Here is a 16569-nt window from a genome sequence, read left to right on the forward strand (position 1 = left end):
CTGCCGCGGTCAGGTATCGACCGCGGTCAACTTTACGGCAGATGTGCGGCAGGTCACTCCGTGGCGCCGGATGCTTTGGTGACCGACGGTTTGGAAAGGCACCCGGCGCCGGTGCTGCCGTCGCTGGGGGCTGCCGCCCCCAGACCCCCGCTTCGGCCTTCGGCTTCGTCCTCAAACGCCGGACGGGCTGAAATGCCCAGACCGGCGTCAAGAAGCACCGCCCACCAACCCGCACCACCCACCAACACGCACCGCACACACCGAAGCGTTCACGCCGTTCGCAAATGAACGATGTCTCCCGCCCCCACCGGCTCCTGCACGCCCTCCCCCGTCGCCAGCACCAGCCGCCCGTCCCCGTCGATCGCCACCGCCTCTCCGGTGATCGACCGATCGCCCGGCAGCTCGGCCCGCACTCTCCTCCCCAGCGTCGCGCAGCCCGCCGCGTACGTCTCCTGCAGCCCGCTCGCGCCCGGATCGCCCCCGGCCGAGCGCCACCGCCCGTACCACTCCTCCAGGGACCGCAGCACGGCCCGCAGCAAGGGGTCCCGGTCTGTCGTCACGGCCCCCGCCAGCGCCAGCGACCCCGCGCCCGGCACGGGAAGCTCGTCCTCGCGCAGGGTGACGTTGATGCCGACGCCGACCACCACGCCGTCACCGCCCGCCCGCTCCGCCAGGATTCCGCCGGCCTTGCGTTCCTCGCCGCCGACAGTCAGCAGCAGGTCATTGGGCCACTTGAGTGCCGTATCGACGCCCGCGGCCCGCGACAGCCCGGACGCCACCGCGACGCCGGTGAGCAGCGGCACCCATCCCCACCGCGCCACGGGCACCTCCGTGGGCGTCAGCAGCACGGAGAAGAAGAGCCCGGAGCGGGCCGGAGCGGTCCACTGCCGGTCGAGGCGCCCGCGCCCGGACGTCTGCTCCTCGGCGACGAGGACCGCCCCCTCGGCCGCCTTGCCCGCGTTCGCCAGGGCCACCAGGTCGGAGTTGGTGGAGCCGGTGCTCGGCACGACGGTCACTTCCGACCACAGCCCGCCCTCCCGCACGAGCCCCTTGCGCAGGGCAGTGGCGTTGAGGGGCGGCCGGTCCAGGTCGGACCACCTGCTGCTGTCGTTCGGCTCTGCTGCATCTCGCGGCGTCATGCAAGCCACCCTAGGTGTGGTAAACGCCGCACTGCCGATTGGTAGGCACCCCACTACTCTACGGATGAGTAACCGTCCCCCCTTTTGAGCAGGCAGGGAGCCACATCCCGATGTCCGAGCCGGAAGAGCGTCACGAGATCCAAGAGTCCTCAGGGATCGACATCCACACCACCGCGGGCAAGCTCGCGGATCTCCAGCGCCGTATCGAGGAAGCGACGCACGCCGGCTCCGCACGCGCCGTCGAAAAGCAGCATGCCAAGGGCAAGTTGACGGCCCGTGAGCGGATCGAGCTGCTGCTCGACGAGGGGTCCTTCGTCGAACTCGACGAGTTCGCCCGGCACCGCTCCACCAACTTCGGCCTCGACAAGAACCGGCCGTACGGCGACGGTGTCGTCACCGGATACGGCACCGTCGACGGCCGCCCGGTCGCCGTCTTCTCCCAGGACTTCACCGTCTTCGGCGGCGCCCTCGGCGAGGTCTACGGCCAGAAGATCGTCAAGGTCATGGACTTCGCGCTGAAGACCGGCTGCCCGGTCATCGGCATCAACGACTCCGGCGGCGCCCGCATCCAGGAGGGCGTGGCCTCCCTCGGGGCGTACGGCGAGATCTTCCGCCGGAACACGCACGCCTCCGGCGTCATCCCGCAGATCAGCCTGGTCGTAGGTCCCTGCGCGGGCGGCGCGGTCTACTCCCCCGCGATCACCGACTTCACGATCATGGTCGACCAGACCTCGCACATGTTCATCACCGGCCCGGACGTCATCAAGACGGTCACCGGCGAGGACGTCGGCTTCGAGGAGCTGGGCGGCGCCCGCACCCACAACTCGACCTCGGGCGTGGCGCACCACATGGCCGGGGACGAGAAGGACGCGATCGAGTACATCAAGCAGCTGCTGTCGTACCTTCCGTCCAACAACCTCAGCGAACCCCCGGCCTTCCCGGAGGAGGCGGACCTCGTCCTCACCGACGAGGACCGCGAGCTGGACACGCTCGTCCCCGACAGCGCGAACCAGCCGTACGACATGCACACGGTGATCGAGCACATCCTGGACGACGCCGAGTTCTTCGAGACCCAGCCCCTCTACGCCCCCAACATCCTCACCGGATACGGCCGCGTCGAGGGCCGCCCCGTCGGCATCGTCGCCAACCAGCCGATGCAGTTCGCGGGTTGCCTGGACATCAAGGCCTCCGAGAAGGCCGCCCGCTTCGTCCGCACCTGCGACGCCTTCAACGTCCCGGTCATCACCTTCGTCGACGTCCCCGGCTTCCTCCCGGGCGTCGACCAGGAGCACGACGGCATCATCCGCCGCGGCGCCAAGCTGATCTACGCCTACGCCGAGGCCACCGTCCCCCTGATCACGGTCATCACCCGCAAGGCCTTCGGCGGCGCCTACGACGTCATGGGCTCCAAGCACCTGGGTGCGGACCTCAACCTCGCCTGGCCGACCGCCCAGATCGCCGTCATGGGCGCCCAGGGCGCCGTCAACATCCTGCACCGCCGCACGATCGCCGAGGCGGAGGCCGCCGGAGACGCGGAGGCGACCCGGGCCCGCGTGATCCAGGAGTACGAGGACGCCCTCCTCAACCCCTACATCGCGGCCGAGCGCGGCTACGTCGACGCCGTGATCATGCCGTCCGAGACCCGCCGCCACGTCGTACGCGGCTTGCGTCAGCTGCGCACCAAGCGGGAATCCCTGCCCCCGAAGAAGCACGGCAACATCCCCCTCTAGGAGCCGTCATGACGATCAAGGTCGTACGGGGCAACCCCACCCCGGAGGAACTCGCCGCCGCCCTGGCGGTAGTCCGAGCCCGCGCCGCGGCAGCAACAACAGAGCCGCCCGGCGCGACAAAAGACAGAGACTCCTGGTCGGACCCGGCAAGGCTCGCAACTCGCCGCCTGCCGCAGCCGGGCCCGACAACGTGGGCACGTACATACTGGCCCAGCTGAAGCTAGCCAGGGGCGCGGGGAACCGCGCACAGTACGGCAAACCCCGGGCACAACTTGAGTACCCGTACTCAGGCGCCCCTCCCCCGCCCAGCCGCACGCTAGTGCCATGCTGTGGTCCGACCCCGAGAACGAGCCGCCCAAAGAACTGCGCGAAACGCAGCAAATGCTCCGGCGGCTCGGTTTTCTCATGGCCCTGGCCATGCTCCTGGCCATGCTCGTGATCGGCCTGCCCTAGCGGAGCGAACCCCCGTCGATACCCTGATCGCATGACCGATCAGCGCCGCCGCCACCTCGTCCTGGCCTCCCAGTCCCCCGCCCGCCTGAACCTCCTCCGGCAGGCGGGCCTGGACCCCGAAGTGATCGTGAGCGGCGTGGACGAGGACGCCGTCACCGCCCCAACCCCCGCCGAGCTGGCCCTCGCCCTCGCCGAGGCCAAGGCCTCCGTCGTCGCCGCGAAACCGGAGGTCAAGGGCGCGCTGGTGATCGGCTGCGACTCGGTGCTCGAGCTGGACGGACTGGCGCTCGGCAAGCCCGCGGACGCGGAGGAGGCCACCGCCCGCTGGAAGTCGATGCGCGGCCGCGCGGGCACGCTGCAGACCGGGCACTGCGTCTACGACACGGCCGCCGGCCGGTACGTCTCCGGCGTCGCCTCCACCGTCGTCCGCTTCGGCGAGCCGACCGACAAGGAGATCGCCGCGTACGTCGCCTCGGGCGAACCCCTCTACGTCGCCGGGGCGTTCACGCTCGACGGCCGCTCGGCGCCGTTCATCGACGGCATCGACGGCGACCACGGCAATGTGATCGGCATCAGCCTGCCCCTCGTACGCCGCCTGCTGGCCGAACTGGGCGTGCAGATCACGGAGTTGTGGGCGTCGGCGGAGCACTGACCGGGGAGCCGCCGCCCGCGGGCTTGCTGTCCTCGGGCTCCTGGGCGGCGGGCCGCCCCTCCGCGTCGTACGTCATCAGCAGCAGCACGATGAGGCCGAGCACCAGGACCATGAACAGGAACGCCGGCCAGCCCACCAGGCCCCAGGCGAAGGCGCCCAGCAGGCCGTGCACCACGGCGGCGCTGATGAGCAGGACGCGGCCGAAGCCGGCGGGGCGGCGGTCGCGCAGGGCCACGAGCAGGGCGACCAGGCCGCAGAACGCGAAGTAGAGGCCGAAGACCACGCCGCCGGCCTTCGAGGACACCGACATCATGTGCGGGTCGAGGCCCGCCAGCGACATGTCCTGGCGGTCCACCACCACCCCCAGGAACCAGTTCAGCCCGGCGATGAACAGCGCCTCCACGAAGAGCACGACCGCCACGACCCATGCCACCGGTCTGCGCACCACCGGTCCCCACCCACTCTCAAGCCGAGCCCTGGTTACCCCAAGTACGTTCGATACACGGTGAACGCTACTAACGGGTAAACCCCGGGACAAGGGTTCGACGGAGGGCAAAGAATCATTGGGCCATTCGTAGGGACTCGACAAAGAAACAGAGTGGGGCGCAGCACGCTCTCACAGAGACCTTGACCACACCGGAGGGCTAGGGTTTCCCGGAGGAGTCCTGCGTGCCTAGGTGCGACAAGGGATTTCGCAGGTCGAGCGAGCCTCGAATCACGCTCCGTGTGGGCAAGGTCACCATTGGGGACGGGTCGAAGTGCCGTGTCGGCAGTCCCTAAACTCGGCTTGTTTCAAGGAGGGAGCCTCAATCGTGCGCAAGGTGCTCATCGCCAACCGTGGCGAAATCGCTGTCCGCGTGGCCCGGGCCTGCCGGGATGCCGGTATCGCGAGCGTGGCCGTATACGCCGACCCGGACCGGGACGCTCTGCATGTCCGCGCCGCGGATGAGGCGTTCGCCCTGGGCGGTGACACTCCGGCGACCAGTTACCTGGACATCGAGAAGGTCCTGAACGCCGCCCGGGAGTCCGGCGCGGACGCGATCCACCCCGGATACGGCTTCCTTTCCGAGAACGCCGAGTTCGCTCAGGCGGTCCTGGACGCGGACCTGATCTGGATCGGCCCGCCGCCGCAGGCCATCCGGGACCTCGGCGACAAGGTCGCCGCCCGGCACATCGCCCAGCGCGCCGGCGCGCCGCTGGTCGCCGGTACGCCCGACCCGGTCTCCGGCGCCGACGAGGTCGTCGCCTTCGCCCAGGAGCACGGCCTGCCCATCGCGATCAAGGCCGCCTTCGGTGGCGGCGGCCGCGGTCTGAAGGTCGCGCGGACGCTCGAAGAGGTGCCCGAGCTGTACGACTCGGCGGTCCGTGAGGCCGTCGCCGCGTTCGGGCGCGGCGAGTGCTTCGTCGAGCGGTACCTGGACAAGCCGCGGCACGTGGAGACGCAGTGCCTGGCCGACACCCACGGCAACGTGGTCGTCGTGTCGACCCGTGACTGCTCGCTGCAGCGCCGGCACCAGAAGCTCGTGGAGGAGGCCCCGGCGCCGTTCCTCTCCGAGGCGCAGAACGCCGAGCTGTACCGCGCCTCCAAGGCCATCCTGAAGGAGGCCGGGTACGTCGGCGCGGGCACCGTGGAGTTCCTCGTCGGCATGGACGGCACGATCTCCTTCCTGGAGGTCAACACCCGGCTCCAGGTCGAGCACCCGGTCACCGAGGAGGTCACCGGCATCGACCTGGTGCGCGAGATGTTCCGCATCGCCGACGGCGAGGCCCTCGGCTACGACGACCCGCAGATGCGCGGCCATTCCCTCGAGTTCCGCATCAACGGCGAGGACCCGGGCCGTAACTTCCTTCCGGCGCCGGGCACGGTCACCCGGTTCGACCCGCCGGCCGGTCCGGGCGTCCGCCTGGACGCGGGCGTCGAGTCCGGCTCGGTCATCGGCCCGGCCTGGGACTCGCTGCTCGCCAAGCTGATCGTCACCGGCGCCACCCGCGAGCAGGCCCTCCAGCGGGCCTCCCGTGCGCTGGAGGAGTTCCAGGTCGAGGGCATGGCGACCGCCATCCCGTTCCACCGCGCGGTGGTGAAGGACCCGGCGTTCGCCCCCGAACTCACCGGCAGCCAGGACCCGTTCACGGTCCACACCCGCTGGATCGAGACCGAGTTCGTCAACGAGATCAAGCCCTTCGCCGCCCCCGCCGACGCGGAGACGGACGAGGAGCCGGGCCGCGAGACGGTCGTCGTCGAGGTCGGCGGCAAGCGCCTGGAGGTCTCCCTCCCGGTCTCGCTCGGCATGTCGCTGGCCCGCACCGGCCTCGCGGCGGGCGCCAAGCCCAAGCGCCGGGCGGCCAAGAAGTCCGGCCCCGCGGCCTCCGGCGACACCCTCGCCTCCCCGATGCAGGGCACCATCGTCAAGATCGCCGTCGAGGAGGGCCAGGAGGTCAAGGAGGGCGATCTGGTCGTCGTCCTGGAGGCCATGAAGATGGAACAGCCCCTCAACGCCCACAAGGCCGGCACCATCAAGGGCCTGTCCGCCGAGGTCGGCGCCTCCATCACCTCGGGCGCCGCGATCTGCGAGATCAAGGACTGAGTCGTACGACATCCTGAAGCGCCCGGCGGGGACCACAGCGGTCGCCCCGCCGGGCGCACTCATGTCCCGATGGCATTCTGGAGAGACACCCGGGCGGGCGGACGAGAGGACAGGTGAAGCCATGGCGGCCGCGACCTCACAGGAGACGACCCCGCAGCGCCCCATGCGCGCCGACGCCCGCCGCAACTACGACCGCCTGCTCACCGAGGCCCGCTCCGCCTTCGCCGCCCACGGCACCGACGCCTCCCTCGAAGACGTCGCCCGCCGCGCCGGCGTCGGCATCGGCACCCTTTACCGCCACTTCCCCAACCGCCACGCCCTGCTGAGCGCGGTCTTCGAGGACGGCGTGAGCGACCTGCTGGCCCGCTCCCGCGAGTTGCTGAGCGCCCCGGACCCGTGCACGGCTCTGGTCACCTGGCTGCGCGAGATCGTCACCCACGCCGGCGAGTACCGAGGCCTGGCCAAGGCCTTGATGTCCGTCTCTCACGACCACACCTCGGCCCTGGCCCGATGCAGCGACCCGATACGCAAGGCAGGCCAGGCCCTGCTGACCCGGGCCCAGGAGGCGGGCGCGGTACGCGACGACGTAGCGATCGACGACCTACTCAAACTGACCCACGCGATCGCCCTGGCAGCGGAAGAGACACCGACGGACCCGAACGTGGCCGACCGATTGCTGCACTTGACACTGAGGGGACTGAAACCCACCCAGGGGCGCGGGGCTGTGTAGATATGCGGCTCCGCCGCGCGGGCGCGAACAACCCCCACGCACCCGCAGCCGCGAAACAACCGCAAGCCCTACGGCGACCAGGCGCCCCTAACGCCGCCGCATATCCGCAACCCGCGCCCGCTGCTCAGCCCCCGCGTCCAACACCGTGGCCGTACGCAACCCCTGCCCCCCGTTGGGAACACCCCGCCGCGGCCCAGGGAGCGGCACATCCCGACGCTGCTGACGCGCTGGCGCTGGCCCCGGCCCCGGTTCACCGCCCCCCGCGTTTCCCGACGCCCCCGCGACAGCGATCTGCACCCCCTGATCGGCCAGCGCCTGCAACTCCGTGGCCGCACGGTCGTCATGCGCGGGCGGCTCGTCCGTCACCAGCCGCGTGATCACATCCGTCGGCACGGTCTGGAACATCGTGTCCGTACCGAGCTTCGTGTGATCGGCGAGGACGACGACCTCCGCCGCCGCCTGCACCAGCGCCCGGTCCACGGACGCCGACAGCATGTTGGACGTGGAGAGCCCGCGCTCCGCGGTGAGCCCGCTCCCGGAGAGGAACGCCCGCGACACCCGCAGCCCCTGCAAGGACTGCTCGGCGCCGCTGCCCACCAACGCGTAGTTGGAGCCACGCAGGGTGCCACCGGTCATCACGACCTCCACCCGGTTGGCATGGGCCAACGCCTGGGCCACCAGGAGGGAGTTGGTGACGACGGTGAGTCCGGGGACCCGGGCGAGCCGGCGGGCCAGCTCCTGTGTGGTGGTACCCGCTCCGACCACGATGGCCTCGCCCTCTTCGACGAGGTTCGCGGCGAGATCGGCGATGGCCGTCTTCTCGGCGGTCGCGAGATGTGATTTCTGCGGAAAGCCGGACTCTCGCGTGAACCCGCCCGGCAATACCGCACCGCCATGCCGGCGGTCGAGGAGTCCTTCTGCCTCCAGTGCGCGCACGTCCCGCCGTACGGTCACTTCGGAGGTCTGGACGACGCGGGCGAGCTCACGGAGCGATACGGCCCCGTTAGCTCGCACCATTTCGAGGATCAATTGGCGACGTTCTGCAGCGAACACGAAACTGACAGTAACCCCAACGACCGTCTGCTTTCAGCAGTTTGCGCCGAATAACAGAAGTTGTTCGCACAGGAAGGCGGGAAGTGGTATAGGGCCTAGTCCCCCCGACTATGCCGTACGAATGCTCGACAACTCCCCGTGACCAGCGGGGAGTCGGTTCAAGCCGTCAGGCGTCGCCGTTCGTCTTGCGGGTGTGGAGCTGGCGGGCCACCTCGGCGATCGACCCCGAAAGGGAGGGGTACACGGTGAACGCGTTCGCGATCTGTTCGACCGTCAGATTGTTGTCGACGGCGATCGAGATGGGATGGATCAGTTCCGAGGCGCGCGGCGCGACGACGACACCGCCGACGACGATGCCGGTGCCCGGGCGGCAGAAGAGCTTCACGAAGCCGTCGCGGATGCCCTGCATCTTGGCGCGCGGGTTGCGCAGCAGCGGCAGTTTGACGGAGACGGCGTCGATCTTGCCGCCGTCGACGTCGGACTGGGAGTAGCCGACGGTGGCGATCTCGGGGTCGGTGAAGACGTTCGACGAGACCGTCTTCAGGTTCAGCGGGGCCACCGCGTCGCCGAGGAAGTGGTACATGGCGATGCGGCCCTGCATGGCGGCGACGGAGGCGAGGGCGAAGACGCCGGTCACGTCACCGGCGGCGTACACGCCCGGGGCGGTCGTACGGGAGACCCGGTCGGTCCAGATGTGGCCGGACTCCTTGACCCTGACGCCCGCCTCCTCCAGGCCCATGCCCGCGCTGTTGGGGATGGCGCCGACGGCCATCAGACAGTGCGACCCGGTGATCACCCGGCCGTCGGAGAGCGTGACCTCCACCCGGTCCCCGACGCGCTTGGCGGAGGCGGCGCGGGAGCGGGCCATGACGTTCATGCCGCGGCGACGGAAGACGTCCTCGAGGACGACGGCGGCGTCCGGGTCCTCGCCCGGCAGCACGCGGTCGCGGGAGGAGACGAGGGTGACCTTGGAGCCGAGGGCCTGGTAGGCGCCGGCGAACTCGGCACCGGTGACACCGGAACCGACCACGATGAGCTCCTCGGGCAGCTCGTCGAGGTCGTAGACCTGGGTCCAGTTGAGGATGCGCTCGCCGTCGGGCTGGGCGTCGGGCAGCTCGCGCGGGTGACCGCCGGTGGCGATGAGGACGGCGTCGGCGGTGAGCGTCTCCTCGGTCCCGTCGGCGGCCCGTACGACGACCTTCCGGGAACCGTCGAGGGCCTGCATACCCTCCAGCCGTCCGCGCCCGCGCAGGACGCGCGCGCCGGCCCGGGTCACGGAGGCGGTGATGTCGTGTGACTGGGCGAGTGCGAGGCGCTTGACACGCCGGTTGACCTTGCCGAGGTCGACACCGACGACCTGGGCGGGCGTGTCGATGTGCGGGGTGTCGTCGGCGACGATGATGCCCAGCTCTTCGTACGAGGAGTCGAAGGTGGTCATCACCTCGGCCGTGGCGATCAGGGTCTTCGACGGCACGCAGTCGGTGAGCACCGACGCGCCGCCCAGACCGTCGCAGTCGACGACGGTCACCTCCGCGCCGAGCTGCGCGGCCACCAGCGCCGCTTCATATCCGCCGGGTCCGCCACCGATGATCACGATCCGAGTCACGTACTCCATTGTCCCGCACGCTTGCGGGTGGTCCTGCCCTGGGGGGCGGCCCGAGATACCACTGTTACGGGAGGGGCGGCCGATTCTGCTGCCGTACGCTCGACCCATGTCGCTCTACGCCGCCTACGCCGGCAATCTCGACGCGCGGTTGATGACCCGCCGCGCACCGCACTCTCCGATGCGGGCCACCGGCTGGCTGAACGGGTGGCGGCTGACCTTCGGCGGCGAGCAGCTGGGCTGGGAGGGCGCGCTCGCGACGATCGTCGAGGACCCGCTGGAGCAGGTCTTCGTGGCGCTGTACGAGATCGCGCCGATGGACGAGGAGTCCCTGGACCGCTGGGTGGGCGTCGGCCTCGGCATCTACCGCCGGGCCCGCGTGCGCGTGGTCACACTGGACGGCGAGGAGCCGGCCTGGGTGTACGTCCTGAACGGCTACGAGGGCGGCCTGCCGTCGGCCCGCTACCTGGGCGAGATCGCCGACGCCGCCGAGTCGGCGGGGGCACCGCACGACTACGTGATGGAGCTGCGCAAGCGGCCCTGCTGAAGATCCTCCGAGCGAGCCACCGGCCGGCTTCGTCGGAAACAACAAGACAACGATCGCCATCTCGTGAGCTCCGTCATCTACGCGCGTAGGCCCGGACCGGCTACCCTCATGCGCGTGAACGCATCTCTTCTTCCGGACGACATCCAGCGCGACCCCCACGGCGCCGCCGACGCCGCCGCCGCGCGCCTGCGCGAACTCACCGGCGCCGAGACCCACGACGTCGCCCTCGTGATGGGCTCCGGCTGGGCACCGGCCGTGGATGCCCTCGGCGCACCCGACGCCGAGTTCCCGGTCACCGAGCTGCCCGGTTTCCCGCCGCCGGCGGTGGAGGGCCACGGCGGCACGGTCCGCTCGTACAAGATCGGACACAAGCGGACGCTGGTCTTCCTTGGGCGTACGCACTTCTACGAGGGCCGCGGCGTGGCCGCCGTCGCGCACGGCGTCCGTACGGCGGTGGCGGCCGGCAGCAAGACGGTCGTCCTCACCAACGGCTGCGGTGGTCTGCGCGAGGGCATGCGGCCCGGGCAGCCGGTCCTCATCAGCGACCACATCAACCTCACCGCGGCCTCCCCGATCATCGGCGCGAACTTCGTCGACCTCACCGACCTGTACTCGCCGCGGCTGCGCGCGCTGTGTAAGGAGATCGACCCGACGCTGGAAGAGGGCGTCTACGCCCAGTTCCCCGGCCCGCACTACGAGACCCCGGCGGAGATCCGCATGGCCCGTGTCATCGGGGCGGACCTGGTCGGTATGTCCACCGTGCTTGAGGCCATCGCGGCGCGTGAGGCGGGCGCCGAGGTCCTGGGCATCTCGCTGGTGACGAACCTCGCGGCGGGTATGACGGGAGAGCCGCTGAACCACGAGGAGGTTCTGCAGGCCGGGCGGGACTCGGCGACGCGGATGGGGTCGCTGCTGGCACAGGTGCTGGGCCGGCTGTAAGGCGTTTCGCGCCCCGCTTCGGAAATCAGCCTCTCCGGCGTTTGAGGAGCGGGGGTCCAGGGGGCGGAGCCCCTGGAGGATGGGACGGGTAGGGGCGGCGGGGGCGAATACCCGGCCCGCACCCGACACCGTACGGACACAACGAGAGGTACCCGACGTGCACGACGATCTCATCGCCCGGGCCCAGGCGTGGCTCGCCGAGGACCCCGACGCGGAGACCCGCGACGAGCTCGCCAAGCTCATCGAGGCCGGGGACGTCGCGGAGCTCGCCGAGCGTTTCGCGGGCACCCTCCAGTTCGGTACGGCCGGTCTGCGCGGTGAGCTGGGCGCGGGCCCGATGCGCATGAACCGCTCGGTCGTGATCCGCGCGGCGGCGGGTCTCGCCGCGTACCTGAAGAAGAACGGTCGGGCCGGCGGACTGGTCGTCGTCGGCTACGACGCCCGCCACAAGTCCGCCGACTTCGCCCGCGACACCGCCGCCGTGATGACGGGCGCTGGCCTGCGCGCGGCCGTCCTGCCCCGCCCGCTCCCCACCCCCGTCCTCGCCTACGCCATACAGCACCTGGGCGCGGTCGCCGGTGTGGAGGTCACCGCCAGCCACAACCCGCCCCGCGACAACGGCTACAAGGTGTACCTCGGCGACGGCTCGCAGATCGTCCCGCCGGCGGACGCGGAGATCGCGGCCGAGATCGACGCGATCGCCGCCCTCGCCGACGTCCCCCGCCCCGACTCCGGCTGGGAGACGCTCGACGACGCCGTCCTCGACGCCTATCTCGCCCGCACGGACGCCGTCCTGACAGCCAGGTCACCGCGCACCGCCCGCACCGTCTACACGGCGATGCACGGCGTCGGCAAGGACGTCCTGCTGGCCGCGTTCGCCCGCGCCGGCTTCCCCCGGCCGGTGCTCGTCGCCGAGCAGGCCGAGCCCGACCCGGACTTCCCGACCGTCGCCTTCCCCAACCCGGAAGAGCCCGGCGCGATGGACCTGGCCTTCGCCAAGGCCCGCGAGACCGAGCCGGACCTGATCATCGCCAACGACCCCGACGCCGACCGGTGCGCGGTCGCCGTCAAGGACGGCGCCGACTGGCGCATGCTCCGCGGCGACGAGGTCGGCTCCCTCCTCGCCGCCCACCTCGTCCGGCGCGGCGCACAGGGCACGTTCGCCGAGTCGATCGTGTCGTCGTCCCTGCTCGGGCGGATCGCCGAGAAGGCGGGACTGCCGTACGAGGAGACGCTCACCGGCTTCAAGTGGATCGCCCGCGTGGACGGTCTGCGCTACGGCTATGAAGAGGCCCTCGGCTACTGCGTCGACCCCGACGGCGTACGCGACAAGGACGGCATCACCGCGGCCCTCCTCGTCACCGAGCTGGCGTCCGAGCTCAAAGAGCAGGGCCGCACGCTCCTGGACCTGCTCGACGACCTCGCCGTGGAGCACGGCCTGCACGCCACGGACCAGCTCTCGGTCCGCGTCGAGGACCTGTCGGTCATCGCGGACGCCATGCGGCGCCTGCGCGAGCAGCCGCCGACCGAGCTGGCGGGGCTGGCCATCACCGAGGCCGAGGACCTGACGCGGGGCACGGACAAGTTGCCGCCCACGGACGGCCTGCGCTACACGCTCGACGGCGCCCGGGTCGTCGTACGCCCCAGCGGCACGGAGCCGAAGCTGAAGTGCTACCTGGAGGTCGTCGTGCCGGTCGCCGCGCATGACGGGCTGCCGGAGGCCCGTGCGAAGGCCGCCGAGCTGCTGGACGCCATCAAGCGGGACCTTTCCGCGGCGGCCGGCATCTGAGCCGTACACCCCTGGTTCACCGGGAGTTGGGCTGCCGCTTGCTCCTCGGACGCCCGCCGAGGCGGCGGTCGCCGCAGGCTGTAACCGCGGTATGGATGCGCTCCTACCCCCCTTGGAGGCATCCGCCCCCAGGTGTCCCGCCGCCCCCAACACACCAGGCGGGACTCCGACATACCGCGTACAGGGCCCGGTACGGGGTTCAGACCCATGAGTCAGCTGGACTCTGTGCCGGGTCCCTCGTGTATGGGCCAACTTGCTTACGCGACAAGGGTGTTACCAGGCCCCGGCAGCGTTGTTAAAACGGAAGTCCGGGGAACCGCCGCGTGTCTCAGCGGCATCGGTACAGGCGCGGGGCATGGCGAGCACGGGACAGGGGGCGGGATCGTGGCGTATGCGAGAGCCCGGCGTATCTGCGGGGCCTTGGTGTTGTGCGGGTTAGTGGTGGCCGGCTGCACGGACGGCGGAAACGGCGGGGAGGCTGAGGCGTCCGCGGACACGAGCACACGCGACGGCACGCAGTCGGCGTCCTCGCCGACCGCTGTGACGGCCCCCGCGAAGCAGCCGAGGACCACGGACCAGGCGCGGGCGCTGATCGGGAAGGTGATCGCCGACCCGGAGCTGTTCGGGCCGGGGGTCGTGCGGGCGACGCCGTACGAGAGCGACCCCGGCCGCTGGGCGGTGCTCGGCGACAGCTGCGCCTGGCAGCTCAGGGAACTGCCCGCGGACGTACTGGCCACGCTGACCCGGTACTTCGAAGTGCCCGCCGGGGACGGCAAGGGGTCGGTGCGGCTGTCGGCCACGGTCACCGTGCACCGTACGGCGCTGGACGCGGCCTGGGAGCAGGCCGGAGTGCTGGAAGAGGTGCTCGACTGCGAGGAGCAGCTCCTGCGGCCGGGCGAGCGGCTGACGGGACTGTCCTCGACCGCGTACGCGTGGGGCGAGGGCAACAACAGCTACAGCGACGAGTCGTTGGGGGAGACGGGTCTGTGCGTGAGTGACACCCGCGGCGGGCCGTACCCGTACCGGTGGGACCAGGCCACGCTGGGCCCTGTGATGGCCAGTACCTCCGTGTGCGGGGGCCGGGGACGCGAGGCGGCCGAGCTGTGGCCCCTTGTCCAGGAGGCCCTGGCCAAGATGGTGGTGCGAGCGCAGGCGGAGATCGGGCGCCCGAAGGGGGGTGCGTGATGGAGCGGCTGCTTCCCTCCGATCCGTCCCGCCTCGGTGGCCACCGGCTGCTGGGACGGCTGGGCGCGGGCGGTATGGGCGTGGTCTACCTGGCCCGGAGCGAGGCCGGGGACCTGGCCGCGGTGAAGGTGATCCAGCCGGAGTACGCCGGTCAGGCGGAGTTCCGGGCGCGGTTCCGCCGCGAAGTGGCCTCCGCCCGGCGGGTGGACAGCCCGTGGGTCGTGCCGGTGCTGGGGGACGACACCGAAGCTGATGCGCCGTGGCTGGCCACGGCGTTCGTGCCGGGTCCTTCGCTGGCCGAGGCGGTCGCTGCCTGCGGGCCGCTGCCGACGCGCGCGGTGCGGATACTGGGCAAGGTCCTGGCGCGGGCCCTCGCCTCGGTGCACGACGCCGGTCTGGTGCACCGGGACGTCAAACCCGGCAACATCCTGCTCGCCCTCGACGGGCCCCGGCTGATCGACTTCGGTATCGCGCGGCCCACGGCGGCCGAGGAGACCGAACTGACCTCGGACAGCGTGGTGGTGGGCACGCCCGGTTTCCTCTCCCCCGAGCAGGCGCGGGCCCTGGAGGTCGGGCCGGCGAGCGATGTGTTCTCCCTCGGCTGCGTGCTGGTGTACGCGGCCACCGGCCGACCGCCGTTCGGCGCCGGCACCGCGGACGCGTTGCTGTACCGCACCGTCCATGACGCGCCGGAACTGGAGGGCATCGACGACGCGGAACTGCGCGCGCTGCTGGAGCGGTGCCTGGACAAGGAGCCCACCGCGCGGCCCACGGCGGCCGAGGTGGACACGGCGATCGTGGAGGACGCCCCCGCCGATTCCATCGACTGGCTGCCGGACGCGGTGGTCGCCATGGTCACCGACCGGTCCGCCGAGATGCTGGCCCTGCCCGGCATCGAACCGACCGAGCTCGCCGCCGGGGGCGGGCCGGACACCGGGGCCCAAGAGCCGGGGCGCCGCCGGGTCCTGGCACTGGCCGCCGGGGGCGCGGCGCTCCTCGCGGCGGGCGGCGGCGCGGCCCTGTGGGCGGCGCTGGGAGGCGACGGCGAGAAGGACCCGGCGTCACGGTCCGCCGGCCCGCGCTGGGTGCTGGGCGTCCACGCGGACCTGAGCGGACCGCAGAAGGAGGCCGGGAGGGCACAGGAGCGCGCCGCCCGGCTGGCCGTGGAGCAGTTCAACCCCCGCAAGGACAAGCCGTTCACCCTCGCCCTCCGGGCGGTGGACGACCGGGGTGAGCCGGCGCGGGCGCAGCGGGCGGCCCGGCAGCTGGCCGGCGACGCCGATGTGCTCGCCGTCCTCGGCCCCACCGGCTACACCTCGACGCAGGCCGCCCTGGAGGTCTACGAGGCCGCCGGCCTGCCGGTGCTGTCCGTGTCCGAACTCTCCTTCACCGCCGCGCAGTCGGCCCTGCTGGCCGAGCCGAAGGGGTACTTCCGGGCCGCGCCCATGGCCGCGTTCGCCGTCTACAACACCGTCGTCACCCTCGCCGCCCAGGGTTCCCGCCGCCCGGGCCTCCTGATCGACCGGGCGGGGCGGATCACCGGCATGGAGTCCGCGCAGATCGTCCGCGACACGGCCCGCGCCCGCCAGGTCGCCCTGTACGCCAGGGTCGTGCCCGCCGCCGCGCCGGACGCGTCGGTGGTGGTCGCCGACATGCTCGCCCACGGCATCGACGGCTTCTTCTGCACCGGCACCCCTCAGCGCGCCGCCACGGTCGCCCGCGCCCTTGCCGAGCGTGGCTTCGCGGGGCCGCGGTTCCTGGACGCGCCCACGGCCACCGCGTCCTTCGTCACCGCGGCGGGCGGTGCGGCCGACGGCTGGCAGACCATCACCCCGTACATCAGCCCGGATGCCACACCCGTGCGTACCTTCGCCACCGCCTACCGCAAGCGCTACGGCGGCGCGCCGGGCGTCTGGGCTCCGGAGGCGTACGACACCGCCCGCCTGGTCGTCGACCGGATCACCGCCCTGGCCGCGGGCGGCGGCCGACGGCCCAGCCGCGCCCAGGTCACCAAGGCCCTGACCACGGCCGGCTTCAAGGGCCTGACCACGACGTACGCGTTCGACGACAGCGGAGAACTCACCATGCAGCAGACCCATCACTACCGGGTCGACGGCGGCCGGTTCGCCTACGTCGGCAAGCTGTCCGCGTCCTGACGGCGGCG

The 16569-nt window shown here is 71.4% G+C and carries 15 protein-coding genes; 11 read left to right on the forward strand and 4 right to left on the reverse strand.

Translation table 11 applies throughout. The features are described from left to right. Positions 1-269 precede the first annotated feature (269 nt). Positions 270-1139: a biotin--[acetyl-CoA-carboxylase] ligase gene (locus OG828_RS19195; protein WP_328501820.1), complete on the reverse strand. Its 870-nt coding sequence runs from the start codon at positions 1137-1139 to the stop codon at positions 270-272. 110 nt (positions 1140-1249) lie between these two features. On the opposite strand from OG828_RS19195, the gene OG828_RS19200 reads away from it, so the two are divergent. From OG828_RS19200 to OG828_RS19215, 4 genes are all read left to right on the forward strand, one after another. After that, positions 1250-2869 carry an acyl-CoA carboxylase subunit beta gene (locus tag OG828_RS19200; protein WP_328358059.1) on the forward strand — a complete coding sequence of 540 codons (1620 nt, stop codon included), beginning with the start codon at positions 1250-1252 and terminating at the stop codon, positions 2867-2869. Positions 2870-2877: 8 nt separating this feature from the next. Further along, positions 2878-3087, forward strand: a complete 210-nt coding sequence (locus tag OG828_RS19205; protein ID WP_210582818.1) for an acyl-CoA carboxylase epsilon subunit — start codon at positions 2878-2880, stop codon at positions 3085-3087. 106 nt (positions 3088-3193) lie between these two features. Continuing rightward, a complete protein-coding gene (mmpB, locus tag OG828_RS19210) occupies positions 3194-3322 on the forward strand; it encodes a morphogenic membrane protein MmpB (protein ID WP_328358064.1) in 129 nt (42 codons plus the stop codon). A gap of 31 nt (positions 3323-3353) precedes the next feature. Further along, positions 3354-3974 (forward strand): Maf family protein, encoded by a 621-nt coding sequence (locus OG828_RS19215; RefSeq protein WP_328501821.1) that lies wholly within the window; start codon positions 3354-3356, stop codon positions 3972-3974. Here OG828_RS19215 and OG828_RS19220 read toward each other — a convergent pair. Next, entirely contained in the window at positions 3943-4422 is a 480-nt protein-coding gene (locus OG828_RS19220) for a hypothetical protein (protein WP_328358070.1), read from the reverse strand. The genes OG828_RS19215 and OG828_RS19220 overlap by 32 nt on opposite strands. A 364-nt stretch (positions 4423-4786) precedes the next feature. Here OG828_RS19220 and OG828_RS19225 point away from each other — a divergent pair, with 364 nt between their 5' ends. Both OG828_RS19225 and OG828_RS19230 read left to right on the forward strand, forming a co-directional pair. Then, positions 4787-6559, forward strand: a complete 1773-nt coding sequence (locus OG828_RS19225) for an acetyl/propionyl/methylcrotonyl-CoA carboxylase subunit alpha (RefSeq protein ID WP_328358073.1) — start codon at positions 4787-4789, stop codon at positions 6557-6559. A gap of 163 nt (positions 6560-6722) precedes the next feature. Beyond that, positions 6723-7289: a TetR/AcrR family transcriptional regulator gene (locus tag OG828_RS19230; RefSeq protein WP_443062508.1), complete on the forward strand. Its 567-nt coding sequence runs from the start codon at positions 6723-6725 to the stop codon at positions 7287-7289. 87 nt (positions 7290-7376) lie between these two features. On the opposite strand, the gene OG828_RS19235 is transcribed toward OG828_RS19230, so the two are convergent. After that, positions 7377-8342, reverse strand: a complete 966-nt coding sequence (locus tag OG828_RS19235) for a DeoR/GlpR family DNA-binding transcription regulator (protein ID WP_328438847.1) — start codon at positions 8340-8342, stop codon at positions 7377-7379. A 166-nt stretch (positions 8343-8508) separates the two neighbouring features. Beyond that, on the reverse strand, positions 8509-9957 hold the full coding sequence (locus OG828_RS19240) for an NAD(P)H-quinone dehydrogenase (RefSeq protein WP_328501823.1): 1449 nt from the start codon (positions 9955-9957) through the stop codon (positions 8509-8511). Positions 9958-10054: 97 nt separating this feature from the next. On the opposite strand from OG828_RS19240, the gene OG828_RS19245 reads away from it, so the two are divergent. The 5 genes from OG828_RS19245 (at position 10055) to OG828_RS19265 (ending at position 16561) form a co-directional block, all read left to right on the forward strand. Further along, the gene (locus tag OG828_RS19245; protein WP_328358085.1) at positions 10055-10492 is read left to right on the forward strand and encodes a gamma-glutamylcyclotransferase; all 438 of its coding nucleotides are present in this window, start codon (positions 10055-10057) and stop codon (positions 10490-10492) included. A 114-nt stretch (positions 10493-10606) separates the two neighbouring features. Further along, complete coding sequence (locus OG828_RS19250; RefSeq protein WP_210582825.1) at positions 10607-11431, forward strand: purine-nucleoside phosphorylase; 825 nt, start codon at positions 10607-10609, stop codon at positions 11429-11431. A 157-nt stretch (positions 11432-11588) separates the two neighbouring features. Further along, positions 11589-13220 (forward strand): phospho-sugar mutase, encoded by a 1632-nt coding sequence (locus OG828_RS19255; protein WP_328501824.1) that lies wholly within the window; start codon positions 11589-11591, stop codon positions 13218-13220. 384 nt (positions 13221-13604) lie between these two features. Continuing rightward, on the forward strand, positions 13605-14405 hold the full coding sequence (locus OG828_RS19260; RefSeq protein WP_328501825.1) for a hypothetical protein: 801 nt from the start codon (positions 13605-13607) through the stop codon (positions 14403-14405). After that, positions 14405-16561 carry a bifunctional serine/threonine-protein kinase/ABC transporter substrate-binding protein gene (locus OG828_RS19265; RefSeq protein ID WP_328501826.1) on the forward strand — a complete coding sequence of 719 codons (2157 nt, stop codon included), beginning with the start codon at positions 14405-14407 and terminating at the stop codon, positions 16559-16561. Before OG828_RS19260 ends, OG828_RS19265 begins: the two co-directional genes overlap by 1 nt. Positions 16562-16569 lie beyond the last annotated feature (8 nt).

The organism is Streptomyces sp. NBC_00457, from assembly GCF_036014015.1.
Taxonomy (GTDB): Bacteria; Actinomycetota; Actinomycetes; order Streptomycetales; family Streptomycetaceae; genus Streptomyces.

Coding starts and splice junctions, on each gene's coding strand:
- OG828_RS19195 (WP_328501820.1), bottom strand. CDS start 1,139: ATGACGCCGCGAGATGCAGCAGAGCCGAACGACAGCAGCAGGTGGTCC.
- OG828_RS19200 (WP_328358059.1), top strand. CDS start 1,250: ATGTCCGAGCCGGAAGAGCGTCACGAGATCCAAGAGTCCTCAGGGATC.
- OG828_RS19205 (WP_210582818.1), top strand. CDS start 2,878: ATGACGATCAAGGTCGTACGGGGCAACCCCACCCCGGAGGAACTCGCC.
- mmpB (WP_328358064.1), top strand. CDS start 3,194: ATGCTGTGGTCCGACCCCGAGAACGAGCCGCCCAAAGAACTGCGCGAA.
- OG828_RS19215 (WP_328501821.1), top strand. CDS start 3,354: ATGACCGATCAGCGCCGCCGCCACCTCGTCCTGGCCTCCCAGTCCCCC.
- OG828_RS19230 (WP_443062508.1), top strand. CDS start 6,723: ATGCGCGCCGACGCCCGCCGCAACTACGACCGCCTGCTCACCGAGGCC.
- OG828_RS19240 (WP_328501823.1), bottom strand. CDS start 9,957: ATGGAGTACGTGACTCGGATCGTGATCATCGGTGGCGGACCCGGCGGA.
- OG828_RS19245 (WP_328358085.1), top strand. CDS start 10,055: ATGTCGCTCTACGCCGCCTACGCCGGCAATCTCGACGCGCGGTTGATG.
- OG828_RS19265 (WP_328501826.1), top strand. CDS start 14,405: ATGGAGCGGCTGCTTCCCTCCGATCCGTCCCGCCTCGGTGGCCACCGG.